The sequence below is a fragment of the Rhodovulum steppense genome, from assembly GCF_004339675.1.
GTDB lineage: Bacteria > Pseudomonadota > Alphaproteobacteria > Rhodobacterales > Rhodobacteraceae > Rhodovulum > Rhodovulum steppense.
Map to the genome: position 1 here is coordinate 17,946 of NZ_SLVM01000005.1, position 22,934 is coordinate 40,879.

At 65.7% G+C, this 22,934-nt stretch carries 19 protein-coding genes and 1 tRNA gene; 11 read left to right on the top strand and 9 right to left on the bottom strand.

The window, feature by feature from the left end; genetic code table 11:
• Positions 1–74: 74 nt before the first annotated feature.
• The 5 genes from EV216_RS04395 (at position 75) to EV216_RS04415 (ending at position 4,198) form a co-directional block, all read left to right on the top strand.
• The gene (locus EV216_RS04395) at positions 75–542 is read left to right on the top strand and encodes a YbaK/EbsC family protein (protein WP_132693853.1); all 468 of its coding nucleotides are present in this window, start codon (positions 75–77) and stop codon (positions 540–542) included.
• 106 nt (positions 543–648) lie between these two features.
• Positions 649–1,059 carry a DUF2852 domain-containing protein gene (locus tag EV216_RS04400; protein ID WP_132693854.1) on the top strand — a complete coding sequence of 137 codons (411 nt, stop codon included), beginning with the start codon at positions 649–651 and terminating at the stop codon, positions 1,057–1,059.
• 73 nt (positions 1,060–1,132) lie between these two features.
• Positions 1,133–1,591: an RDD family protein gene (locus tag EV216_RS04405; protein ID WP_132693855.1), complete on the top strand. Its 459-nt coding sequence runs from the start codon at positions 1,133–1,135 to the stop codon at positions 1,589–1,591.
• A gap of 83 nt (positions 1,592–1,674) precedes the next feature.
• Positions 1,675–2,511 (top strand): arginyltransferase, encoded by an 837-nt coding sequence (locus tag EV216_RS04410; protein ID WP_132693856.1) that lies wholly within the window; start codon positions 1,675–1,677, stop codon positions 2,509–2,511.
• Positions 2,512–2,695: 184 nt separating this feature from the next.
• Positions 2,696–4,198 (top strand): peroxidase family protein, encoded by a 1,503-nt coding sequence (locus EV216_RS04415; protein ID WP_132693857.1) that lies wholly within the window; start codon positions 2,696–2,698, stop codon positions 4,196–4,198.
• Positions 4,199–4,301: 103 nt separating this feature from the next.
• Here EV216_RS04415 and EV216_RS04420 read toward each other — a convergent pair whose 3' ends face one another.
• From EV216_RS04420 to EV216_RS04430, 3 genes are all read right to left on the bottom strand, one after another.
• A complete protein-coding gene (locus EV216_RS04420) occupies positions 4,302–6,659 on the bottom strand; it encodes a TRAP transporter large permease (protein WP_132693858.1) in 2,358 nt (785 codons plus the stop codon).
• 17 nt (positions 6,660–6,676) lie between these two features.
• The gene (locus EV216_RS04425; RefSeq protein WP_132693859.1) at positions 6,677–7,606 is read right to left on the bottom strand and encodes a TRAP transporter small permease subunit; all 930 of its coding nucleotides are present in this window, start codon (positions 7,604–7,606) and stop codon (positions 6,677–6,679) included.
• Between the two features lie 109 nt (positions 7,607–7,715).
• A complete protein-coding gene (locus EV216_RS04430) occupies positions 7,716–8,798 on the bottom strand; it encodes a TRAP transporter substrate-binding protein (protein WP_132693860.1) in 1,083 nt (360 codons plus the stop codon).
• Between the two features lie 482 nt (positions 8,799–9,280).
• Here EV216_RS04430 and EV216_RS04435 point away from each other — a divergent pair, with 482 nt between their 5' ends.
• Both EV216_RS04435 and ilvN read left to right on the top strand, forming a co-directional pair.
• The gene (locus EV216_RS04435; protein WP_132693861.1) at positions 9,281–11,026 is read left to right on the top strand and encodes an acetolactate synthase 3 large subunit; all 1,746 of its coding nucleotides are present in this window, start codon (positions 9,281–9,283) and stop codon (positions 11,024–11,026) included.
• An 84-nt stretch (positions 11,027–11,110) separates the two neighbouring features.
• Complete coding sequence (gene ilvN / locus EV216_RS04440) at positions 11,111–11,674, top strand: acetolactate synthase small subunit (RefSeq protein ID WP_132693862.1); 564 nt, start codon at positions 11,111–11,113, stop codon at positions 11,672–11,674.
• A gap of 173 nt (positions 11,675–11,847) precedes the next feature.
• Here ilvN and EV216_RS04445 read toward each other — a convergent pair whose 3' ends face one another.
• From EV216_RS04445 to pdxH, 6 genes are all read right to left on the bottom strand, one after another.
• Entirely contained in the window at positions 11,848–12,402 is a 555-nt protein-coding gene (locus EV216_RS04445; RefSeq protein WP_165899145.1) for an ImmA/IrrE family metallo-endopeptidase, read from the bottom strand.
• Complete coding sequence (locus EV216_RS04450) at positions 12,393–16,049, bottom strand: vitamin B12-dependent ribonucleotide reductase (RefSeq protein WP_132693864.1); 3,657 nt, start codon at positions 16,047–16,049, stop codon at positions 12,393–12,395. Before EV216_RS04450 ends, EV216_RS04445 begins: the two co-directional genes overlap by 10 nt.
• A gap of 506 nt (positions 16,050–16,555) precedes the next feature.
• Positions 16,556–16,632 (bottom strand) — tRNA-Pro (locus tag EV216_RS04455).
• 42 nt (positions 16,633–16,674) lie between these two features.
• Positions 16,675–17,157: a DUF192 domain-containing protein gene (locus EV216_RS04460; RefSeq protein ID WP_132693865.1), complete on the bottom strand. Its 483-nt coding sequence runs from the start codon at positions 17,155–17,157 to the stop codon at positions 16,675–16,677.
• Entirely contained in the window at positions 17,121–17,663 is a 543-nt protein-coding gene (locus EV216_RS04465) for a cold-shock protein (protein ID WP_132693866.1), read from the bottom strand. Before EV216_RS04465 ends, EV216_RS04460 begins: the two co-directional genes overlap by 37 nt.
• A 118-nt stretch (positions 17,664–17,781) precedes the next feature.
• The gene (gene pdxH, locus EV216_RS04470) at positions 17,782–18,387 is read right to left on the bottom strand and encodes a pyridoxamine 5'-phosphate oxidase (protein WP_132693867.1); all 606 of its coding nucleotides are present in this window, start codon (positions 18,385–18,387) and stop codon (positions 17,782–17,784) included.
• A gap of 99 nt (positions 18,388–18,486) precedes the next feature.
• Between pdxH and fabI the strand changes: the two genes are divergently transcribed.
• The 4 genes from fabI to EV216_RS04490 all read left to right on the top strand — a co-directional run bounded on the left by fabI (position 18,487) and on the right by EV216_RS04490 (position 22,932).
• On the top strand, positions 18,487–19,305 hold the full coding sequence (fabI, locus tag EV216_RS04475; RefSeq protein WP_132693868.1) for an enoyl-ACP reductase FabI: 819 nt from the start codon (positions 18,487–18,489) through the stop codon (positions 19,303–19,305).
• Positions 19,306–19,327: 22 nt separating this feature from the next.
• Positions 19,328–19,834 (top strand): xanthine phosphoribosyltransferase, encoded by a 507-nt coding sequence (gene gpt / locus EV216_RS04480; protein WP_132693869.1) that lies wholly within the window; start codon positions 19,328–19,330, stop codon positions 19,832–19,834.
• A gap of 3 nt (positions 19,835–19,837) precedes the next feature.
• A complete protein-coding gene (locus EV216_RS04485) occupies positions 19,838–21,016 on the top strand; it encodes an aminotransferase (protein WP_132693870.1) in 1,179 nt (392 codons plus the stop codon).
• Between the two features lie 68 nt (positions 21,017–21,084).
• Entirely contained in the window at positions 21,085–22,932 is a 1,848-nt protein-coding gene (locus EV216_RS04490) for a peptidylprolyl isomerase (RefSeq protein ID WP_165899146.1), read from the top strand.
• Positions 22,933–22,934: the final 2 nt, after the last annotated feature.

Here is a 22,934-nt window from a genome sequence, read left to right on the forward strand (position 1 = left end):
CAGGCGCGGGGGTCAACGGGGTTGCGCCCTGCCCTGCACGCGGCTAGTCCGGCCGCGAGAACGGAGGGCAGCGGATGAGCAAGAGCCTGAAACGGGTGCGCGCGGCGCTGGAGGCGGCGGGGCTGTCCGCCGATATCCGCGAGTTGGGCCAGACCCGCACCGCGCAGGAGGCCGCCGATGCAGTGGGCTGCGCGCTGGACCAGATCGCCAAGTCGATCATCTTTCGCGGCGAGCGCTCGGGCGAGGCGATCCTGTTCCTGACCGCGGGCGGCAACCGGGTGTGCGATGCCAAGGCGTCCGCGCTGGCGGGCGAACCGCTGGGCAAGGCCGATGCGGAACTCATCCGCGCCCAGACCGGCTTTGCCATCGGCGGCGTGGCGCCGGTGGGCCATCTGACCCCGATCCGCGCCTTCCTGGACCCAAGGCTGCTGGAGTTCGGCACGGTCTGGGCGGCGGCGGGCACGCCGCGCCATGTCTTTGCGCTGGACCCGCATGTTCTGCCCGCCCTGACCGGGGCAAGGCTGGCCGATTTCACGCTCTGACAGCGCCTATGTGAAAAAGGTTCACATGCCCCCTTGAACGGGCCGGGCGGGATACCGATCTGCGATCATGTGAAGGACATTCACATCGTGACCGAGGAGACCGCCCATGACCACATTCGCCACCTGGCCCGGACGGGCCGAAAGCTGGCTCGACGAGCGCGGCAAGGGGGCCTGGATCGCCGCCATGGTGATCGGGTTCATCCTGTTCTGGCCCGCGGGCCTTGCCCTTCTTGCCTACATGATCTGGAGCAAACGCATGTTCAACGGAAAGTGCCATTCCCGTCACCGCCAGTTCCGGCAAGCGCGCGATGCGTTCCGGTCCTCGGGCAATGCCGCGTTTGACGCCTACAAGGCCGATACGCTGCACCGCCTGGAAGAGGAACAGCGCGCCTTCGAGGAGTTCCTGCACCGGCTGCGCGAGGCCAAGGACAAGGCCGAGTTCGACCAGTTCATGGAAGACCGCGCCCGCCGCGCCCGCGAGACGCCCCCGGCGCCCGAAATGCCCGTGGGTGCCTGATTGCACCACCCGCGCGCCCGGCCAAGGGCGCGCGCCCCTTGCCCCGCCGGAAAGGTCCGCCCAAATGTTCGACATGACCGACCAGCCCGATCCCCTCTGGGGCCTGCCCGACCCCGTACTGCATGCCGAGTTCTACAGGAACGTGCCCGCCAAGCGCCTTGTCGCCTGGGTGGTGGACACGGTTCTGATCCTGCTGATCGCGCTGCTCGCGCTGCCCTTCACCGCCTTTGCTGCGGTCTTCGTGCTGCCGCTGTTCGTGGCGGTGGTGGGTTTCGCCTATCGCACGGTGACGCTGGCGCGCGGCTCGGCGACCTGGGGGATGCGGCTTGTGGCGATCGAGATCCGCAATGGCCGGGGCGAGCGGCTGGACCTGCCCACCGCGGCGCTGCACACGCTGTTCTATTCGCTCTCCATGGCCTTCGTGCTGCCGCAGGTGGCCTCGGTCGTGCTGATGCTGACCGGCGCGCGGGCGCAGGGGCTGCATGACCTGCTGCTGGGAACGGCCGCCATTAACCGTCCTGCAAGGTTCTGAGCCCGTTCCCCTTGGCAGCGCGCGCAATCGGGTGTTAGCTTTGTGACGAAACCACGACCGAATTTTGTCCGACCCCGAGCTTCATGCGCCACACTCTTCCGCTTGCGCCGCAATTCTATGTGACGGCTCCGCAGCCCTGCCCCTATCTGGCACGCCGGATGGAGCGGAAGCTGTTCACCGCGTTGCAGGGCGACAGCGCCGAGACGCTGAACGACGCGCTGTCCAAACAGGGGTTCCGGCGGTCGCAGAACGTGCTCTACCGCCCGGCCTGTGCCGATTGCTCGGCCTGCCTGTCGGCCCGCATCCGGGTTGCCGATTTCCAGCCCAATCGCAGCCAGCGCAAGGCGATGGCGCGCAATTCCGATCTGCGGCGGCAGTCAAGCGCGCCCTGGGCCACCGAAGATCAATACGCCCTATTCCGCCGCTATCTTGAAAGTCGGCATGCCAATGGTGGCATGGCCGACATGGACATCTTCGAATTCGCCGCGATGATCGAGGAGACCCCGATCCGCTCGCGCGTGGTGGAATACAGCGCGGCGCCCCTGCCCGGCAGCCGCCACCGTCCTCTTGCCGCGGTCAGCCTGACCGACATTCTCGATGACGGGCTGTCGATGGTCTATTCCTTCTACGAGCCCGACCGGATGCGCGCCTCGGTCGGCTCCTATGTGATCCTCGACCATATCGAGATCGCCCGGGAGGCGGGGCTTCCATATGTCTATCTCGGCTACTGGGTGCCGGGCAGCCCCAAGATGGGCTACAAGGCGAATTTCGACGCGCTCGAGATCTTCAAGAACGGCCAATGGCAGGATATCGGCGACCCGGCCTCGCACACGGGCGAGACCCATCCCCTTTCGGTGGCGCCCATCGCCGAACAGGTCGCGCGCATCACCCTGCCCGATACTCAGCCGATCGGGGGCTGAGCCCGGCCAACGGCGCCCCGGACGCGGTGCGACCTCCGGAATACCCGACCTGCAAACCTGCCCAAGGTAAGGAAAGACGGACCCCCGCGCCGCGCAATTCCGTGCTACAAGTGGAATTGTTCCAAACGAGTTTCAGACCGGTTCGTTCGACCGCAAGCACCTGATTTCAGGGGAGGATATTGCTGTGACCGTAGCTGTTAACCTGAATCCGCACCACGGCCGGGCCGGCCGCCACCCGACCCGCGCCCAGCTTGACCACCTGTCGGGGCATGACGATCCGGGCAGTTTCGGGCGCATGTTCCCCGGCCTGCCCGGGCTGCATGTCGATGACGACAAGCTGATGGCGCTGGCCGAGGCGATGATGGATGATGGCGGCCAGACCGACGACAACAAGGCGATCCCGACCGGGTTCACCTATCTGGGCCAGTTCGTCGACCATGACATCACGCTGGACCTGACCTCGCTGGGCGACAAGATGCGCGACCCGACCGCGGTGCGCAATTTCCGCAGCCCCGCGCTGGATCTCGACAGCGTCTACGGGCGGGGGCCGGACGGCAGCCCGCATCTTTATGCCCGCGACCCTGCCACCGGGCAGCCGACGCCGAAGCTGCTGATCGGGCACAACATCACCGTGGGCTTCGGCAATGTCACGGGCGAGTTCCGCAACGACCTGCCGCGCAGCCCCGAGGGGCAGGCACTGATCGGCGATCACCGCAATGACGAGAACCTGATCGTCGCCCAGACGCATCTGGCCTTCCTCAAGTTTCACAACAAGGTCGTGGACCTGCTGGCGGCGCAGGGCGTCGAGGGTCGCGCCCTGTTTCAGGAGGCCCGCCAGATCGTGACCTGGCATTACCAGTGGATCGTGCTGCATGATTACCTGGACCGGCTGGCCGGACCCGGCGCGGCCGAGCGCATCCTGCATGACGGACGCAAGTTCTACCGGTTCAAGAAGATGCCCTACATGCCGGTCGAGTTCTCGGGCGCGGCCTATCGGCTGGGTCATTCGATGGTGCGGCAGGATTACGACTACAACCGCGTCTTCCCGAACGCGACATTCGACCTGCTGTTCGGCTTTACCGGGCTGTCGGGCCGGATCCTCGGCGAGCTGGCCCCCGAACCGCCGCCCGCCGCGCCGCTGCCGGTCTCGCATCTGCCGTCGAACTGGATCATCGACTGGCGCCGGTTCTACGAGATCGAGGCAGGCCGCAGCCCGCAGGCCTCGCGCAAGCTCGATCCGATGCTGGCCGAGGAATTGCACCGGTTGCCCGGCGGTGGCGGCAACCTGGCCTTCCGCAATCTTCGGCGCGGGGTGCAGATGGGGCTGCCTTCGGGGCAGATGGTGGCCGAGGCCATGGGGATCGTGAACCGGATCACCGCCGACGAGATCGCGACCGGTCCCGATGGCGCGGTGGCGGCCCAGCACGGGCTGCACACGCAGACGCCGCTTTGGTACTACATCCTCAAGGAGGCCCAGGTGAAGAGCGGCGGCGCACGGCTGGGTCCGGTGGGCGCCACGATCGTCGCCGAAGTGCTGGTGGGCCTCGTGCATGGCGACCACCAATCCTACCTGTGGCAGCGCGGACCGGGCTGGAAACCCACCCTGCCCTCGGCGCAACCGGGCGATTTCACCATGGCCGACCTTCTGCGGCTGGTGGACGACATCAACCCCATCGGGGACGGCTGAGCGGCCCGCGCCCGGATCGGCCCCGGGCGCAAGGGCATGCCGTTCCCGGTCGGAGGGCAGCGCCAGCCTTTGGGGGTGGGCGGGTGCTGCCCGACGGCGCGGATCAGCCTGCGGGCAGCAGATTGGGCACGAGGGTCACGATCCCGGGGAAGGCCCAGAGGATCCCCAGCCCCACCACCTGGATGATGACGAAGGGAATGACGCCGCGATAGATATGCATCGTCGTGACCTCCCTGGGCGCCACGCCGCGCAGGTAGAACAGCGCAAAGCCGAAGGGCGGCGTCAGGAACGAGGTCTGAAGGTTAACCGCGATCATGATCGTGACCCAGGCCGGGTCGAAGCTGCCGCCATAGATCACCGGGCCGACGATCGGCACCACGATGTAGATGATTTCCAGGAAATCCAGCACGAAGCCCAGCACGAACAACACCAGCATGACGATCAGGAACACCTTGAACTCGTCATCGAAGCTGCGCAGGAATTGCTGGATGTAATGCTCACCCCCGAACGAGATCACCACCAGGTTCAGAAGCTGCGAGCCGATCAGGATGGCAAAGACCATCGTGGTGACCTTGGCCGTCTCGCGCACCACCGGCGGCAGGACCCCCGCGCGCAAAAGCACCCAGCAGGCATAAAGAATGCCGAACATCGCGAAGTGATAGGCGCCCTGCGCGACGAAGAAGGCCACCCAATCCTCGAAGGGCACGGTTGCGCGCCCCATCCGCAGGTCGAAATTCACGCCCACAAGGATCATGATGACGATGGCGAAGGACGCCCAGAGGATCAGGCGGCCCGAACGGTTCTCCTCGCGCAGCTTGCGATAGGCGGCCAGCATCAGCGCCCCGCCCGCCCCCAGCGCGGCGGCAGGCGTGGGGTTGGTGATGCCGCCCAGGATCGAGCCCAGCACCGCCACGATCAGCACCAGCGGCGGAAAGACCACGCGCAACAGATCCGACTGCGCCAACAGGCCGACCGCATGGCGCAGCCCGTAAAGCGCAATGCCGAGCGGGATCGCCAGCAGCAGGAACATCGCACCGGGCGAGGTGACGGGCGAGATCAGCACCGCATCGACCGCCAGCGCCAGCAAGAGCCCCCCCGCCCCAATCAGCAGCGGTCGGGGATCGGCCCCGGGCACCACCCCGCGCGCCGTGCTCAGTAGCAAACCCAGAAGCACCACGACCACCATCAGCGATGCGGACAGCGGTGCCGCGGCTGCGATCCTGGCCTCGCGCGCAAGGGCGCGTTCCTCGGGGCTCAGTTGATGGGCCTGCACCTCGCCGCCTGCCGCCTCGATGGCGCGTTGCTGTTCGACCGCGCGATCCCATTTTTCCTGCCCATGCAGCGCGATCATCGACGCCTTGCACTGGTCCGAGACATTGGTGCGCAGCACCGCGCCCTCGGTCTGCTCGGAAAAGCCGCTGACCGTGACATCCTGGCTGCCCACGATGCCCACCGCCCCCAGCAGGAAGGCGCCCCCGATCAGCGCCAAGGGCGCGGCCAGGAACCACCGAAATTTATCGCCGCGCGACTTGGCCGGGCCCGAGGCCGCTGCGAAGGACACCGGCGGCGCCTTGGAGGGGTAGAGCAGCGCGAAACCGAAGGCATAGGCGGCATACAGCACCGCCAGCAGGATGCCCGGCAGGATCGCCGCCTGGAACAGCGTGCCGACCGAAACCACCGCCGCCTTGCCCAGATAGGTCAGCGCATCGGTGCAACCCGCCACCTGCGCCCGGCTTTCCTGCGAGGTCGCATAAAGATCGCCCGCCAGCGTGCCCAGCAGCACGATCACGATCGAGGGCGGGATGATCTGGCCCAGCGTGCCGCTGGCCGCGATGACCCCGGTGGCCAGTTCCGGCGAATAGCGGTTGCGCAGCATCGTCGGCAGCGACAGCAGCCCCATCGTCACCACCGTCGCCCCCACGATGCCCGTAGAGGCGGCAAGGAAGGCACCCACCACCACCACCGCGACCGCCAGCCCGCCCGGCAGCGGGCCGAAGACCCGCGCCATGGTGGTCAGCAGGTCATTGGCGATCTTCGAGCGTTCCAGCGTGATGCCCATCATCACGAACATCAGCACCGCCAGCAGCGTCTCGATCGACTGGCCGGCCAGAACGCGCTCGTTGATGCGGTTGACGATGAAGCTGACATTGCGATCCATCGCCACTTCCCAGCCTTGCGGGAACAGCGCCGTCTCGTAGCGCGGCAGGTCTGGAAACCGGAACACGGATATGTCGTTGGGATGGATCCCCTGCGCGGTCAGCGCCGCATAGGCCGCGCTGCCGGTATCCACCGCCTGGTGGATCAACAGCCCCGCACTGTCCAGCGCGGCAATGATCCCGAACGAGATGACCGCCGCGCCGCCGATGGCAAAGGCCACCGGAAAGCCCGACAGGATCCCCGCGAACAGGCAGAGAAAGACGATGATCAGGCCGATCTCGATACCGTCAAGTCCGAACAACATGCGCCCGCCCTGCCCCCTTAATGTGTGGCTTCACGGGCGTCTTCGCCCGGGCCCAGACTGTCCCTGTCAAGGTATTTGCCCGCGCCCTCCTCGCCTTCCAGATATTCGAGCAGGGCCCGGTAGAAGACCGCGATGGCCTGAAGGAACACGAGCCCCGCAAAGGCCACCAGCAGCACCTTGAACAGGAAATAGCCGTTGAAGCCGTTGGGCGAGAAGCCGATCGTCTCGACATTCCAGCGCAGCGCCTGCGCCTTCGTCAGAAGCCGGTCGAGCGATTCCGAGGCCGAGGGCTTGGGCGTGATGAGGTGGCGCCAGAGGAAATACCAGGAATACAGCCAGACCAGCACCGCCATCGGCATCATGAAGACCAGCGCACCCGCCATGTCGATCAGCCGCCTGGTGCGGTGGCTGACATGGGCATAGACCAGATCGACCCGGACATGGCCCGACTGCACGAAGGTATAGCTGATGCACAGGCAGACGATCATCGCGTTGTAAAGCTTCAGCTCCTCGGACCACCAGCTCAGATCCTTGGAAAACGCATAGCCCAGCGGGCCAAGGCTGATCTCGGAGACGCGAAAGATGCGTTGCAGGAACACGATCATGATCTGTTGCAGCACCATCAGAAGCCCCGCCCAGGCAAAGAACCGCCCGATGGTGTTGGCAAAACCTTCCAGCACCCGCACCGATCCCCACATGATCGACCGCCGCCAAAGCCCCAGCCCGGTCAGCACCACAAAGGCGGCAAGCACGACGAAGAAGAACTCGGTCGAGGCGCCGTAATAGACCACGCGCATGATCGCCTGCGGGTTCGACCAGTCGAGCCACAACCCCGGATGGGCGATTGCATAGCCGAAATTGTAGAAGGCCAGCGCAAGGTTCTTGAAGAACCACAAGACCCCGCCACCAAGCGCGCCCAGCACCCCGGCCGATCCGGACCCGTCCATCTGCGCCCCCTATTGCCCAGCCGTCGCGGATCGACCCCCGGTCGGGGCGGATGCGGAAGGGCTGGCGCGGCGCCCCCGCTGCGAACGGGGGCGCCAGCCGGATTTCGGATCAGAGACCCATCACGCGGTTGCGCTGGGCGGTGAATTCCGCCTCGGCCCGGCCATTCCAGGCCGCCGAGCTTTTCAGCGACGCCATGTAGCTGTCATGGCATTTCTTGTAGAGCGGATCGCCCATCGGCTCGGCGATCACCTCGAGCGAGGCGGCGCCAAAGGCATCCCACACGCTGTCGGGATATTCGAGAACCCGCACCCCGCCCGCCTGAAGCCGGGTCAGCGCGGCGGCGTTGTTGGCCAGGAATTGCGACATCGACCAGATGTTGCAGGCCCCCGCCGCCTGTTCGATGGCCGCCCGGTGCGCCGGGGCCAGATCCTCGAACACGTCCAGATTGACCGTCAGGTTCAGGTTCGGCCCGGGTTCGTGGAAACCGGCGGTGTAGTAGATCTTGGTGATCTCCTGGAACCCGGCCTTCTCGTCCGCCCAGGGGCCGATCCACTCGGTCCCGTCGATGGCACCCGAGGCAAGGGCCTGATACACTTCGGATCCCGGCAGGTTCTGCACGCTCGCGCCCAGCTTGCCCAGCACCTGGCCGCCCTGGCCGGGCATGCGGAACTTCAGGCCCTGGAAATCCTCGGGGCTGTTGATCTCCTTGCGGAACCAGCCACCGGCCTGCGCCCCGGTATTGCCCGCCGAGAACGCCTTGAGCCCGAAGATGCTGTAAAGCTCGTCCGCCAGTTCGCGCCCGCCGGCATGGTGGATCCAGTTGTTGTATTCCTGAAACGTCATGCCGAACGGCACCTGGCTGAAGAAGGACAGCGCCGGGTGCTGGCCGAGGAAGTAGTAATCGACCCCGTGATACATGTCGGCCTGACCGGCCGAGACGGCGTCGAACACCTCGAATGCGCCGACCAGTTCGCCCGCGGCCTTGAGGTCGATGGTCAACTGCCCGTCGGTGATCGCAGTGATCGCGTCGGCGCAGTACTGCGCCGCGTCATGCACCCCCGCAAGGCCGCGGCCCCAGGTCGTGACCAGCGTCAGCGTCCGCCTGCCCTGGGCATAGGCGGGCGCGGCAAGGGTTCCGGCGGCGGCCGCGCCGCCCAGCGCGGAACTCCTCAGAAAAGAACGGCGATCCATCAATATTCCTCCCGGTAAGGCGCCCGCACCTTGGCGGGCGGATCGTTTGAGTGGCCGAAATCTAGCGGCAGGTTTGCCCCAGATAAATAGCCGCGAGCGGCTGACCGGTCTTTTTCGCGATGTCGAATGGCCGCGCCCCGACCACGCTCGCCCCGCCAGCGCCTGCAAAAATGCGGCTGCGACCGCCACTGTTTTCCGATCCATGCGCAAACGCCCCACTGCAAGCAACAAACGGAAAGTATTTCTTGCCGCGGGGCACGAAAATTCTGACCTTTGCGGGTTGACCCCCATCCGGCGCGCACCTAATGTCCCGCGCACGCAAGCAGGGGAACCCCGATGGCGGTCGTAGATGTAGCGGTGAAGGACAGGCGCATGGGCCGGTAGGGACCGACCCAGGGTAACCACATGCGCCCCCGCCTTGACCGGGGGTTTTTTTATGCGCTGCGGATGCACGGACGGACGCGGAAGGTACGGAGAGACAGATGACACAGATGACCGGCGCGAAGATGGTGGTTCAGGCGCTCAAGGATCAGGGCGTCGAGGTGATCTTCGGCTATCCGGGCGGCGCCGTGCTTCCGATCTATGACGAGTTGTTCATGCAGAACGACATCCAGCACATCCTGGTCCGTCACGAACAGGGCGCAGTCCACATGGCCGAGGGCTATGCCCGCTCGACCGGCAAGCCCGGCGTCGTGCTGGTCACCTCGGGGCCGGGCGCGACCAACGCGGTCACCGGCATCACAGACGCGCTGATGGATTCGATCCCGCTGGTCGTTCTGACCGGTCAGGTGCCCACCTTCATGGTCGGCAACGATGCCTTCCAGGAGGCCGACACGGTGGGCATCACGCGGCCCTGCACCAAGCATAACTGGCTGGTGAAGGAGACCGACCGTCTGGCGCACACGATCCACCAGGCGTTTCACGTCGCCACCAGCGGCCGGCCCGGCCCGGTTCTGGTCGACATCCCCAAGGACGTGCAATTCGCCACCGGCAGTTATGTCCCCCCGCGCGAGGCGGGCAACGCCCATTACCAGCCCCAGGTCAAGGGCGACCGCGAGATGATCACGCGCCTTGTCGAGGCGATGGAAACCGCCGAACGGCCGATCTTCTACACCGGCGGCGGCGTGATCAATTCGGGCGATGCAGCGACGCAATTGCTGCGCGAACTGGTCGAGGCCACGGGCTTTCCGATAACGTCCACGCTGATGGGTCTGGGCGCCTATCCCGCATCCGGCAAGAACTGGCTGGGCATGCTGGGGATGCACGGGCTTTACGAGGCCAATCTTGCGATGCATGATTGCGACCTGATGATCAATATCGGCGCGCGGTTCGATGACCGGATCACCGGGCGGGTGGCCGATTTCAGCCCCGGCTCGCGCAAGGCCCATATCGACATCGACCCCTCCTCGATCAACAAGACGATCCGTGTGGACATGCCGATCATCGGCGATGTCGCCCATGTGCTGGAGGACATGCTGCGGATCTGGAAATCGCGCGGACGCAAGATCAACAAGGAGGGCCTGGCGCGCTGGTGGGCGCAGATCGCCGAATGGCGGGCGGTCGAGTGCCTGCGCTACCGGAACTCGGACACGGTCATCAAGCCGCAATACGCCCTTCAGCGGCTGGAGGCGCTGACCAGGCACCGCGCCGACCGCTACATTTGCACAGAGGTCGGCCAGCACCAGATGTGGGCCGCGCAATTCCTGGGCTTCGAGGCGCCGAACCGCTGGATGACCTCGGGGGGGCTGGGCACCATGGGCTACGGGCTGCCCGCCTCCATCGGCGTGCAGATCGCGCATCCCGAGGCGCTGGTCATCAACGTGGCGGGCGAAGGCTCGTGGCTGATGAACATGCAGGAGATGGGCACCGCGATCCAGTATCGCACGCCGGTCAAGCAGTTCATCCTGAACAACGAACGCCTTGGCATGGTGCGGCAATGGCAGTCGCTGCTGCATGGCAACCGCTATTCGCACAGCTGGTCCGAGGCGCTGCCCGATTTCGTCAAGCTGGCCGAGGCGTTCGGCTGCAAGGGCATCCGCTGTTCGGACCCGGCCGATCTGGACGACGCCATCGCCGAGATGCTGGCCTATGACGGGCCGGTGATCTTCGATTGCCTGGTGGAAAAGCACGAGGACTGCTTCCCGATGATCCCCTCGGGCCGGGCGCATAACGACATGTTGCTCGCCGCCGATGCCGAAGCCTTCAAGCAGGGCGCAGCACTGGTCTGATGCGTGCGCAAGGGGGGCTTTCCGCCCCCCGTCCCCGCCTTGCGGGGACTCCCCCCGAGGATATTTGGAGCCAGAAGAAAAGACATGGCAGCAGCACTCAACATCCAGAAGGGCACGTCGAAGCATTCCGCCTACGACCTGCGCGACCCCAATTCGGACGTGATCGAGCGGCACACGCTGGCGGTGATCGTGGACAACGAGCCGGGCGTGCTGGCGCGCGTGATCGGGCTGTTCTCGGGGCGGGGCTACAATATCGACAGCCTGACCGTGGCCGAGGTCGACCATACCGGCCACACCAGCCGCATCACCATCGTCACCGTCGGCACGCCCGCCGTGATCGAGCAGATCAAGGCGCAGCTTGGCCGGATCGTGCCGGTCCACGAGGTGCATGACCTGACCGTCGAGGGCCCCTCGGTCGAGCGTGAACTGGCGCTGTTCAAGGTGGCGGGCGCGGGCGAGAAGCGGGTCGAGTCGCTGCGGCTGGCGGACATCTTCCGGGCGAATGTGGTGGATTCGACGCTGGAAAGCTTTGTCTTCGAGATCACCGGCACGCCGCAGAAGGTGGACGCCTTCGCCGAACTGATGCGCCCGCTGGGGTTGGTCGAGATGGCGCGAACGGGAATCGCGGCGCTCTCGCGCGGGGCCTGACGCCGACGCCCCCCCCCCCCGTCCGATGCATGAAAAGGGGCCCCCTCGGGGGCCCCAGTTTCGTGACCGGCACTCATCTTTTACCGCCCGTTTCTTGCCTGCGGCGCGGGCCACGTCTGGGGCGAGCGCACCCACCCCGGGATTTGTGCATTGAACTGATATCGCTAAGCCCCTCAGTTCTCCTGCAACTTTGAGAGCGCGATCCGTACAACCGGCTCAGTTACGCCGAAGTATTTAGCGAGTTTCTTGATATCCCCGCCAAGCAGCCCGTGTGCAGCAGCAAGCTGTCCTCCCCCGAAAAGGAGCGCCTCGGCGAAGGCATTGGCTTCCCGCTCTGCCTGGGTATCGACGTAGAAGGTTTGCCCGGTCGGATCAAAGTGCTCGTCCCAGCCCAGAGGATCCCTATGCTCTGTGTGCAGAAAATAGTGTGCGATTTCATGCAACACTGTGAACCGCTTGGCTTCAATGGAGAGGGAACTGTTCACTTCGATCACAAAGCCGTTTTCACTCCAGGGATCCCGCGCCAGTCGACCATTCATTCCACGCGGCAACCGGCGCTCCACAATGGCGAAACCCAAGTCCTCAGCAAAGGCTTTCACGGAACGCGCGCGCCCATCGACACGCGGGTTCAGGGTAAAGTTGCGGACCTTGTGCCGCAACTCCCCGTCTGCGGGAAGCGCTCGCATCGCTTCCCGCACGTCATACGGGAGGTATTCTCTCAGCTGCATCCGCTCGTCGCCCCGCAGGTGTTGCATTTCAGGCAGGTGCCGTTGCGGACCAGCGTGTAGTTGCCGCATTCGCCGCAGGGGTCGCCCTCGTAGCCCTGCATGCGGGCCTTGGCGCGGGGGTCGAGGGCGGCGACGGCGGTGGCGGTGCCGGTCTGGGGCGCGAAGCCCGCGACCGCGGCCAGCGGGTCGGAGGCATCCAGCGCGGTGGCGCCGACCCCGCCTTGCAGCACCACCAGTTCCTGCGGCAGCCGCTTGCGCAGATAGCCGGTCGAGCTGATCTGGCGCAGCACCTCGAGCGATTTCGAGGCCGCGCTTTCCGAAACCGGCTTCACGTTCGGCTTGCCCTCGGCATCGCCGCCGCCCAGATCGTCGAAGGCCGCGCCCAGCGGCTTGACATGGGCCAGATCAGTCCGGTCGAGATAGCTGACCGCCAGTTCGCGGAAGATGTAATCGAGGATCGAGGTCGCGTTCTTGATCGTCTCGTTGCCCTGCACGATGCCCGCGGGCTCGAACCGGGTGAAGGTGAAGGCCTCGACGAATTCCTCGAGCGGCACGCCGTATTGCAGGCCCACGCTGACGGCGATGGCGAAATTGTTCATCATCGCGCGGAAGCCCGCGCCTTCCTTGTGCATGTCGATGAAGATCTCGCCCAAGGATCCATCGGCATATTCGCCGGTGCGCAGATAGACCTTGTGGCCGCCGACAATGGCCTTTTGCGTGTAGCCCTTGCGCCGCTCGGGCAGCTTTTCGCGGTTCGAGCGGACGATCTCCTTGACGATCACCTTTTCGACGATCTTCTCGGCGATGACCTGGGCCTTTTCGGCGGGGGTGCCGGTGGCCAGGATTTCCTCGGCCTCCTCGTCATCCTCGACCAGCGATGCGGCCAGCGGTTGCGACAGTTTCGAACCGTCGCGGTAGAGCGCGTTGGCCTTCACCCCCAGCGACCAGGACAGTTCATAGGCGTTCAGGCAATCCTCGATGCTGGCATCGTTGGGCATGTTGATCGTCTTGGAGATCGCGCCAGAGATGAAGCTTTGCGCCGCCGCCATCATGTGGATGTGGCTTTCAACGGACAGGAAGCGCTTGCCCTTCTTGCCGCAGGGATTGGCGCAGTCGAAGACATGGTAATGCGCGGGGTCGAGATGCGGGGCGCCCTCAAGCGTCATGGTTCCGCAGACATGGTCGTTCGCGGCCTCGATCTCGGCCTTCGAGAAACCCAGATGGCGCAGCATGTCGAAGCCGGGATCGTTCAGCTTCTCGGCCGGGATGCCCAGCACCTCCTTGCAGAAGCCCTCGCCCAGGGTCCACTGGTTGAAGACGAAGCGGATGTCGAAGGCCGAAGGCAGCGCCGCCTCGATCTTGTCCAGTTCCGCCCGGCCGAAGCCATGGCCGATCAGCGCGGTGTGGTTGATGCCGGGGCAGTTGCCGAGCGAGCCGTGGCCGACCGCATGGGCGACGATTTCCTCGATCTGCGCCGGAGCGTAGCCCAGCGTTTCCAGCGCGGCGGGCACCGAGCGGTTGATGATCTTGAAATAGCCCCCGCCGGCCAGCTTCTTGAACTTGACCAGCGCGAAATCGGGCTCGATCCCGGTGGTGTCGCAATCCATCACCAGCCCGATCGTGCCGGTGGGCGCGATCACGCTGACCTGCGCGTTGCGGTAGCCGTGCTTCTCGCCCAGCGCCAGCGCCTCGTCCCAGGCGCCGCGGGCCAGCTCGATTAGCCGGGCATCGGGGCAATTGGCGTGATCAAGGGCGACCGGGCTGACGGCCAGCCCTTCGTAGCCCTCGGTCTGGCCATGGGCGGCGCGGCGGTGGTTGCGGATGACGCGCAGCATGTGACCCGCATTGCGCGCATGGCCTGGGAAGGAACCCAGTTCGCCGGCGATCTCTGCCGAGGTGGCATAGGCGATCCCGGTCAGGATCGCGGTCAACGCGCCGCACAGCGCCCGGCCCTCGGCCGAGTCATAGCCCAGCCCCATGTTCATCAGAAGCCCGCCAATATTGGCATAGCCAAGGCCCAACGTGCGGAAATCATAGGAAAGCTGGGCGATTTCCTTCGACGGGAACTGCGCCATCATCACGCTGATTTCCAGAGTCAGCGTCCACAGACGGGTGGCGTGGATGTAATCCTCGGCCCGGAACACGCCGTCGCCCTGGAAGGTCAGCAGGTTCATCGAGGCCAGGTTGCAGGCCGTGTCATCGAGGAACATGTATTCCGAACAGGGGTTCGAGGCGCGGATTGCACCATCCTCGGGGCAGGTGTGCCAGCCGTTGATCGTGTCGTGGAACTGGATGCCCGGATCGGCACAGGACCAGGCGGCATGGCCCACCTGCGCCCAGAGATCGCGCGCCTTGACGGTCTTGGCGACCTTGCCATCGGTGCGGCGGACCAGTTCCCAATCGGCATCCTCGCGCACGGCGCGCAGGAAGGCATCGGTCACGCGCACCGAGTTGTTCGAGTTCTGGCCCGACACGGTGGCATAGGCATCGCTGTCCCAGTCGGTGTCATAGGTCGGGAACTCGATCGAGGCATAGCCCTGACGTGCGTAATCCAGCACGCGCTTGACATAGGCTTCGGGGATCAGCGCCTTCTTGGCTGCGCGGATCGCGGCTTTCAGCCCCTCGTTCGCCGCGGGATCATAGGCGCTGGCCTCCTTGCCGTCCCAGGCCCGGATCGCGGCGAAGATCGCGTTCAGATGCTTTTCGTGCATCTTCGAACCGGCAACGAGGCTCGCGACCTTCTGTTCCTCGATGACCTTCCAGTTGATGAACTGCTCGATATCGGGGTGATCCATGTCGCAGATCACCATCTTGGCCGCGCGCCGCGTGGTGCCGCCCGACTTGATCGCGCCCGCCGCCCGGTCGCCGATGCGCAGGAAGCCCATCAGGCCCGAAGACTTGCCGCCGCCCGAGAGTTTCTCGCCCTCGGCGCGCAGGCTGGAGAAGTTGGTGCCGGTGCCCGAGCCGTACTTGAACAGCCGCGCCTCGCGCACCCACAGGTCCATGATGCCGCCCTCGTTCACCAGGTCGTCCTTGATCGACTGGATGAAGCAGGCATGCGGCTGCGGGTGTTCATAGGCCGAGGCCGACCGGGTCAGCTTGCCGGTCTTCCAGTCGACATAGAAATGCCCCTGCCCCGGACCGTCGATACCATAGGCCCAGTGCAGCCCCGTATTGAACCATTGCGGGCTGTTGGGCGCGGCCATCTGGGTGGCCAGCATGTAGCGCATTTCGTCGTAATAGGCGCGGGCGTCGGCCTCGGTGGTGAAATAGCCGCCCTTCCAGCCCCAATAGGCCCAAGCGCCCGCCATCCGGTCAAAGACCTGCTTGGCCGAGGTTTCGCCGCCGAAGCGGGCCTCCTCGGGCAGATCGGCCAGCGCCGCCTCGTCGGGGACCGAGCGCCAGAGGAACTCGGGCACATCCTTTTCGCGCACGCGCTTGAGCCGCGCAGGCACGCCCGCCTTGCGGAAGTATTTCTGCGCGATCACGTCGCTGGCCACCTGGCTCCAGCCCGCGGGCACCTCGACGGCATCCAGACGAAAGACCACGGTGCCATCGGGATTGCGGATCTCCGAGGTGGTGGTGGTGAACTCGATCGCGCCATAGGCGGCGGTCGCTTCGGTGGTGAATTTGCGTTCGATCTTCATCTGTCTGCCCCGTTCCTTCTGTCGCGAGCCGGAGGCAAGGGCGCCCCATCCGCGAATTCCGTGCCATCGGGAAAGGACATCCCGACCCCGGCCGTCCCTCGCCGCCGGGTCGCGCGCCCGCTGCCCGGGCTGCGCCATCTGTCTGCTGTCCTGTCCCGCTCTACGCTGACACTAGATATTGTGTTCCTGCGCTCAGCCAGCACAAATTGGCGTAGATCGCCATAATTGGTCAACGGAAATTTCATACTCGTCCCCAAGTTTTTCAGCTTGACCGCGCAAGCGAGTCCGGGTTGGGCGATTCACCGCCAGCGGGCGGCGTCGCCCCGGGTCGGGGGCAGTTGGGGAAAACCGCACGGATAGAGGGGCTTACACGCCAAGGCTGTATATCGCACTCGGGACAGGCCAATTGCCGGTAAGGAAAATTAACGCGGGCTCAAGGGGTTAACGCGGATGCCTTGGGCGGCATTTGCGCGGGAATCGGGCGTCCCGCGGACCCTGAAAGGGGCTGGTCGGGGCGGCGGGATTCGAACCCACGGCCTTCGGTACCCAAAACCGACGCGCTACCAGGCTGCGCTACGCCCCGTGCGCGCCTCAATAGCGTCCGCCGCGGCGCAAGGGAAGCGAATTAGGGACAGGGCCAGGCCGCATCCGGGCCAAAGGCGGGGTGGCGCAACTCGCTGCCCGGGCCGATCCCCAGCCGATCCGCCAGCCCGCCATTGATTTCCAGCACCGCCAGAACCCCCTCGCCCCCGTCGATCGGCGTGCGGTCGAGCGGGCGGGCGTTCTGATGCACCCTCAGCACCAGCCCCTCGGGGCCGACGAAGATCATGTCGAGCGGAATTAGCGTGTTCTCCATCCAGAACGCCACGCGCTGCGGCTGATCATAGACGAACAGCATCCCCGCCGAGGCGGGCATCGTCTCGCGATGCATAAGCCCACGGGCACGAGACATCTCGTCATCGGCGATCTCGACGGAGAAGCGCGCGCTGCCCCAGTCACCGCGAAGATCGACATGGTTCTCGGCACAATCCGCTGCCGCGGAGCCTGCCAGCGCAAGCGAAAGTCCAAGGATCAGCCCTGCGAATTGCCCGAGACTGCACTTTCCCATGGCCCCACCATCACCGCCAATTGTCCGCGCTGGCCTTCGGTCACACGGATCACGATCGCCTCGCCGGGCTGCAGATCGGCAAGACCTGATCGGCGCAGCACCTCTATATGGACAAAGACGTCCTGCTGACGGCCGAACACATTGGCAAAGCCGAAGCCCTTGGACTTGTCGAACCATTTGACCCGCGCAGGTTCCAACGGCAGCGCCGCGAGTTCCTCGGGTTCGAGCCGCAGCGCGTCCTCGAAGACCGGGCTGTCGCCATGCACGGGCGGGTCGATGCGCAAGACCTCAGTCGCCTGAAGCCCCCGCGCCGTCTCCTGTACCATCAGTTCCACGCCAGCCCCGTCGGTCACCGAACTTTGTCCGAAGTTCCGCAGGACATTGGCGTGAAGCAGGATGTCCGGCCCGCCGGTCTCGGCCACGACGAAGCCAAACCCCTTGGTCGGGTCGAACCATTTCACATGCCCCTCGACACGCCGGGGTGGCAGTTCGTTGTCCCTGGTCATGATCCCTTAACCGGATGCACCGATCCCCCCCGGGCACTCCCTTTTCACAGACCCGGACGACGATGCAAGTCGATTCCCGAGCCCCGCGCAGAAGCCTGCCATTCGCGAAGCGCGAATGTCAGGGGTAAAGCCGCGTAATCTGCCAAGCCGCATCGACCGTATCGCGTCGCCAACAAAATCGATCATGCAGACGGAACGCCCCGTCGGCCCAGAACTCGATTTCCAGCGGCCTGAGCCGGATACCGCCCCAGAAGGGCGGCCGACTTGGCGCCATTCCCTTCCGTGCCGTCACCCGCGCCACTTCGGCCATCAACGCACCCCGCGACTCCAGCGGCCGCGATTGCCGCGAAGCCCATGCGCCAAGACGACTTTGAAGCGCACGCGACGCAAAATAGGCATCCGCTTTCTCACCGTCTTCCCGTTCGGTCACGCCCCTCACCCGCACCTGACGTCTGAGCGTTTTCCAGTGTAGCACGAATGCGGCCTTGCCGGATGCGGAAATCTCGGAGCCCTTCGCGCTCTCGTAATTCGTGTAGAAGACGAAGGCATCCGCCTCGATCTCGCGGAGCAGGACCATGCGCACATTCGGCAGGCCATCGGCATCGACTGTCGCCAGCGCGATCGCGTCGGGGTCGTTCGGCTCGGTCTTCGCCGCCTCGGCCAGCCAGTCCCTTGCAATCCCGAAAGGGTCATCGCCGGCGAAAATCCCCTGCCTGTCGGTCATTTCCTATGCGCTCCTGCCCCGGGTCTGGCGGTCTTGATAGGTCGGGGCAATTGCCCTACACCCGCGTCAACTTCTTGCAAGGTGATCGAGGGACGCCGGATGTCAACGAAACTCTTGGAAGGCAAGCGTGGCCTTATCATGGGGCTTGCCAACGACAAGTCCATCGCCTGGGGCATCGCGCAGCATTGCGCCGCCCATGGGGCGGAACTGGCCTTTTCCTATCAGGGCGAGGCGCTGAAGAAGCGCGTTGGCCCGCTGGCCGAGAGCCTGGGCTCGGACATCGTGCTGGAATGCGACGTGTCGGAAGAAGCATCGCTGGACAACCTGTTCGACGGGCTCTCGGAACGCTGGGACCGGCTGGATTTCATCGTCCACGCCATCGGCTTTTCCGACAAGGAACAGCTGCGTGGCCGCTATGTCGACACCACGCGCGACAATTTCGCGATGACGATGGACATCTCGGTGTTCTCCTTCACCGCCGTCGTGCAACGCGCCGCGCGGATGATGACCGAGGGCGGGTCGGCGCTGACGCTGACCTATTACGGTGCGGAACGGGTGATGCCGCATTACAACGTGATGGGGGTGGCCAAGGCCGCACTGGAGGCCTCGGTGCGCTATCTGGCCGAGGATCTGGGCAAGGACGGCATCCGCGTGAACGCGATCAGCGCCGGGCCGATCAAGACGCTGGCGGCCAGCGGCATCGGGGATTTCCGCTACATCATGAAGTGGAACGAACTGAACTCGCCCTTGCGGCGCAATGTCAGCCAGGACGAGGTGGGCAAATCGGCGCTGTACTTGCTGTCCGATCTGGGCAGCGGCGTGACCGGCGAGGTGCACCATGTCGATGCGGGCTATCACGTCGTCGGCATGAAGGCCGTGGACGCGCCCGATATCGACGCGGTCACCGGGCGCAAGTGACGCGAGCCAGAGAGGAACGCCCATGTCGCCGTCCGACCGCCTGCCCCACGAGAAGGGCTTTCACGTCAGCTGGGACCAAATCCATCGCGACTCGCGCGCGCTTGCCTGGCGGCTGGACGGGCACGGGCCCGATTCCGGTGCCTGGCGAGCGGTGGTGGCGATCACGCGCGGAGGCATGGCGCCCGCGATGATCGTGGCGCGAGAGCTGGATATCCGGATCGTCGACACGATCAGCGTGAAATCCTACAATCACCAGACCCAGACCGCACCGCGCGTCATCAAGACCCCCGACATGGACGTAATTGGCGACGGTACAGGCGTTCTGATCGTCGACGATCTCGTCGATACCGGCCGCACGCTGGAGGTCGTGCGCCAGTTGATGCCCAAGGCACATGTGGCGACCGTCTATGCCAAGCCGATGGGCAAACCGATGGTCGACACATTCATCACCGAGGTCAGCCAGGACACCTGGATCTTCTTCCCTTGGGACATGGCGCTGCAATATGTGGAACCCTACCGGGGCACCTGAGCCATGCCGCGCCCGATGAACCCACGCATGGCAGCCACCTTTGCGCCCCCGGTGATGGAGGCGCGGCGCTGGTTGCAGGGGGTCGCCTTTCCCGCCCACCGACCGCTGATAAATGTCAGCCAGGCCGCCCCGATGGAGCCCCCACCCGAGCCGCTGCGCAAGGCCATTGCCGAGGCCGCACTGACCGATCCGGCGGCGCATCTTTACGGCCCGGTCCTTGGCCTGCCCGAACTGCGCGCGGAAGTCGCGGCGCAATGGTCGTCCGCCTATGGCGGCCGGATCGGTGCGGGACAGGTGGCGATCACCCAGGGCTGCAACCAGGCGTTCTGCGCGGCGATGGCGACGCTTGCGGGCGACGGGGACGAGGTCATCCTGCCAACTCCCTGGTATTTCAACCACAAGATGTGGCTGGACATGGCCGGGATCCGCACCGTGCCGCTGCCCACCGGCGACAGCCTGATCCCCGAGGTCCAACGCGCCGCGCAACTGATAACCGGGCGCACCCGCGCCATCGTGCTGGTGACGCCGAACAATCCCGCGGGTGTCGAATACCCGCGCGAACTGATCGCCGATTTCCTGGCGCTGTGCCGCCGCCACGGCATCGCGCTGATCCTTGACGAGACCTATCGCGACTTCCATTCCGGCACCGGCGCGCCGCATGATCTGTTCGCCGATCCCGACTGGTCCGATACGCTGATCCAGCTTTATTCCTTCTCCAAGGCGTATCGGCTGACCGGCCACCGCGTCGGCGCAATGGTGGCGCATGAGGACAGGCTGGCCGAGGCCGAGAAATTCCTCGACACCGTGGCGATCTGTCCGAACCAGTTGGGCCAGCGCGCGGCACTCTGGGGGATGCGCAATCTCGGGCAATGGCTGGCGGGGGAACGGGCCGAGATCCTTGAACGGCGCGCGGCGATCGAGGCAGGGTTTGCCGCGCTGGAGGGTTGGACCCTGATGGGGGCCGGTGCCTATTTCGCCTATGCCGCCCATCCCTGGCCGATTACGTCCGACGACCTTGCCCGTCGGCTGGTGGCCGAGGCGGGCGTTCTGCTGCTGCCCGGCACGATGTTCCTGCCCGAGGCTGATACGGGCGCACGCCAGCAGGTGCGGATCGCCTTCGCAAATATCGACCTGCAGGGCATCGGGCGGCTCTTCGAGCGGCTCTCGGCCTTCCGCCCCTGACGCTTGCGGGGATGGCCGCAAACCCCTACACAGCGTCGGAAACGCGCCAGCGCAGGGAGGCGAGACCCATGTCCAAATCCGTCGGAAAACAGGCATCCCGGGCCGCCGTCTGGGTCCTGATGGGGCTTCTGATCCTTGGGCTCGGCGGCTTCGGCATCTCGAATTTCGGCGGCTCGATCGACTCCATCGGCGAAGTCGGCGATGAGAAGATCGCCGTGGACTCCTATGCCCGCGCGCTTCGGCGCGAGTTGAACGCCCAGCAGGCGGAAACGGGGCGGGTCGTCACATTCGCCGAGGCCGAGGCGGGCGGGCTGCTCGAACAGGTGCGCGCGCGCCTGATCGGCGATGCCGCGCTGGACAACGAGACGCGCCGGATCGGCATCTCGGTCGGCGACGCGCGGATCGCCCGGGAGATCCTGGAGGTGCCTGCCTTTCAGGGGACCGATGGACAATTCAACCGCGAGACCTATCGTTTCGTGTTGCAGCAGAACGGGCTGACCGTCGCCCAGTTCGAGGAGCAGATCCGCAAGGATACCGCGCGCTCGCTGTTGCAGGCGGGCGTGATGGCGGGGCTTGGCGAGCCCGAGACCTATGCCGACACGCTTTACAATTTCATCGCCGAACGGCGCAGCGCTAGCCTGATCCGGCTGGACGCCGCCGCGCTGGACGCGCCCGTTCCCGACCCGACCGAGGCCGAGATCGCCGCCTATTACCAGACGAACCCCGCCGCCTATACCGCGCCCAGCATCCGCCAGATCACCTATGCCTGGCTGACGCCCGAGATGATGCTGGACCGGATCGAACCCGACGAGGCGCTGCTGCGCGAGCTTTACGAGGACCGGATCGACGAGTTCGTGCAGCCCGAGCGCCGTCTGGTGGAACGGCTGGTCTTCCCCACCGAGGAGGAGGCCGCTGCCGTCATGGCGGCGATCACGGCGGGGGAAAGCACGTTCGAGGCGGCGGTCGAGGCGCGCGGGCTGCGTCTGTCGGATGTCGATCTGGGCGATGCCACCGAGCTTGGCATCGGCGGCGCGGCGGGGGCGGCGGTCTTTGCGCTGGACGGCCCCGGCGTCACCGGCCCGCACCTGTCCGATATCGGCCCCGCGATCTTTCGCGTGAACGGCATCCTGGCCGCGCGCGAGACCAGCTTCGAGGATGCCCGCGAAGCGCTTGTCGACGAGTCGATCCGTGACCGCGCGGCCCGGATGATCGGCGATCTGGTCAACGATTACGACGACCGTCTGGCCGCCGGGGCGACGCTGGAGGATCTGGCCGCCGAGACAGAGATGGAGCTGGGCCGCATCGACTTTACCGGCGAACCCGCCGATGGCATCGCGGCCTATGAATCCTTCCGCGATGCGGCCGCCGATCTGGCCGCGGGCGATTTCCCCGAGCTTCTGGAACTTGAGGATGGCGGCATCTTTGCGCTGCGGCTCGATGCCGATCTGCCGCCCGCCCTGCGCCCGCTGGAACAGGTCCGCACCGAGGTCGCTGCCGACTGGCGCGCGGCCGAGACGCGCGCGCGGCTTGGCCGGCAGGCCGCCGCACTTGCGGGCCGCGTTGCAACGGGCGAGGCGTTCGACGCGCTGGGCCATCCGGTGGAGACCGAGGCGGCGCTGTCGCGGGGCGGGCTGACGCCTGCGGCACTGGGCGAGGCGCTGTTCGACATGGCCGCGCCGGGGGAAACCCGCGTCGTCACCGCGGGCGAAGGGGCTTGGCTGATCCGGCTGGACGCGATCCTGCCGCCCGATCCCGACGACCTGGCCGCGGGATTCCTGCGCGACACCATCGCCGCGCAGGCCGGTCAGGGCATGGCACAGGATCTGTATGGCTATTTCGCGCAGGAACTGGTGAACGCCGTCGGCCTGACGCTTGACCAATCGGCGCTTAACGCCGTTCACGCCCAGTTCCGGTAGGC

Excerpts from the sequence above, each read along its gene's own strand:
- EV216_RS04425 (WP_132693859.1), bottom strand. The coding sequence starts at position 7,606 with ATGGACGGGTCCGGATCGGCCGGGGTGCTGGGCGCGCTTGGTGGCGGG.
- EV216_RS04485 (WP_132693870.1), top strand. The coding sequence starts at position 19,838 with ATGCCGCGCCCGATGAACCCACGCATGGCAGCCACCTTTGCGCCCCCG.
- EV216_RS04400 (WP_132693854.1), top strand. The coding sequence starts at position 649 with ATGACCACATTCGCCACCTGGCCCGGACGGGCCGAAAGCTGGCTCGAC.
- EV216_RS04420 (WP_132693858.1), bottom strand. The coding sequence starts at position 6,659 with ATGTTGTTCGGACTTGACGGTATCGAGATCGGCCTGATCATCGTCTTT.
- EV216_RS04465 (WP_132693866.1), bottom strand. The coding sequence starts at position 17,663 with ATGACCAGGGACAACGAACTGCCACCCCGGCGTGTCGAGGGGCATGTG.
- fabI (WP_132693868.1), top strand. The coding sequence starts at position 18,487 with ATGTCAACGAAACTCTTGGAAGGCAAGCGTGGCCTTATCATGGGGCTT.
- EV216_RS04445 (WP_165899145.1), bottom strand. The coding sequence starts at position 12,402 with ATGCAGCTGAGAGAATACCTCCCGTATGACGTGCGGGAAGCGATGCGA.
- EV216_RS04450 (WP_132693864.1), bottom strand. The coding sequence starts at position 16,049 with ATGAAGATCGAACGCAAATTCACCACCGAAGCGACCGCCGCCTATGGC.
- EV216_RS04490 (WP_165899146.1), top strand. The coding sequence starts at position 21,085 with ATGTCCAAATCCGTCGGAAAACAGGCATCCCGGGCCGCCGTCTGGGTC.
- EV216_RS04405 (WP_132693855.1), top strand. The coding sequence starts at position 1,133 with ATGACCGACCAGCCCGATCCCCTCTGGGGCCTGCCCGACCCCGTACTG.
- EV216_RS04460 (WP_132693865.1), bottom strand. The coding sequence starts at position 17,157 with ATGGGAAAGTGCAGTCTCGGGCAATTCGCAGGGCTGATCCTTGGACTT.
- EV216_RS04395 (WP_132693853.1), top strand. The coding sequence starts at position 75 with ATGAGCAAGAGCCTGAAACGGGTGCGCGCGGCGCTGGAGGCGGCGGGG.
- EV216_RS04410 (WP_132693856.1), top strand. The coding sequence starts at position 1,675 with ATGCGCCACACTCTTCCGCTTGCGCCGCAATTCTATGTGACGGCTCCG.
- EV216_RS04430 (WP_132693860.1), bottom strand. The coding sequence starts at position 8,798 with ATGGATCGCCGTTCTTTTCTGAGGAGTTCCGCGCTGGGCGGCGCGGCC.
- ilvN (WP_132693862.1), top strand. The coding sequence starts at position 11,111 with ATGGCAGCAGCACTCAACATCCAGAAGGGCACGTCGAAGCATTCCGCC.
- pdxH (WP_132693867.1), bottom strand. The coding sequence starts at position 18,387 with ATGACCGACAGGCAGGGGATTTTCGCCGGCGATGACCCTTTCGGGATT.
- gpt (WP_132693869.1), top strand. The coding sequence starts at position 19,328 with ATGTCGCCGTCCGACCGCCTGCCCCACGAGAAGGGCTTTCACGTCAGC.
- EV216_RS04435 (WP_132693861.1), top strand. The coding sequence starts at position 9,281 with ATGACACAGATGACCGGCGCGAAGATGGTGGTTCAGGCGCTCAAGGAT.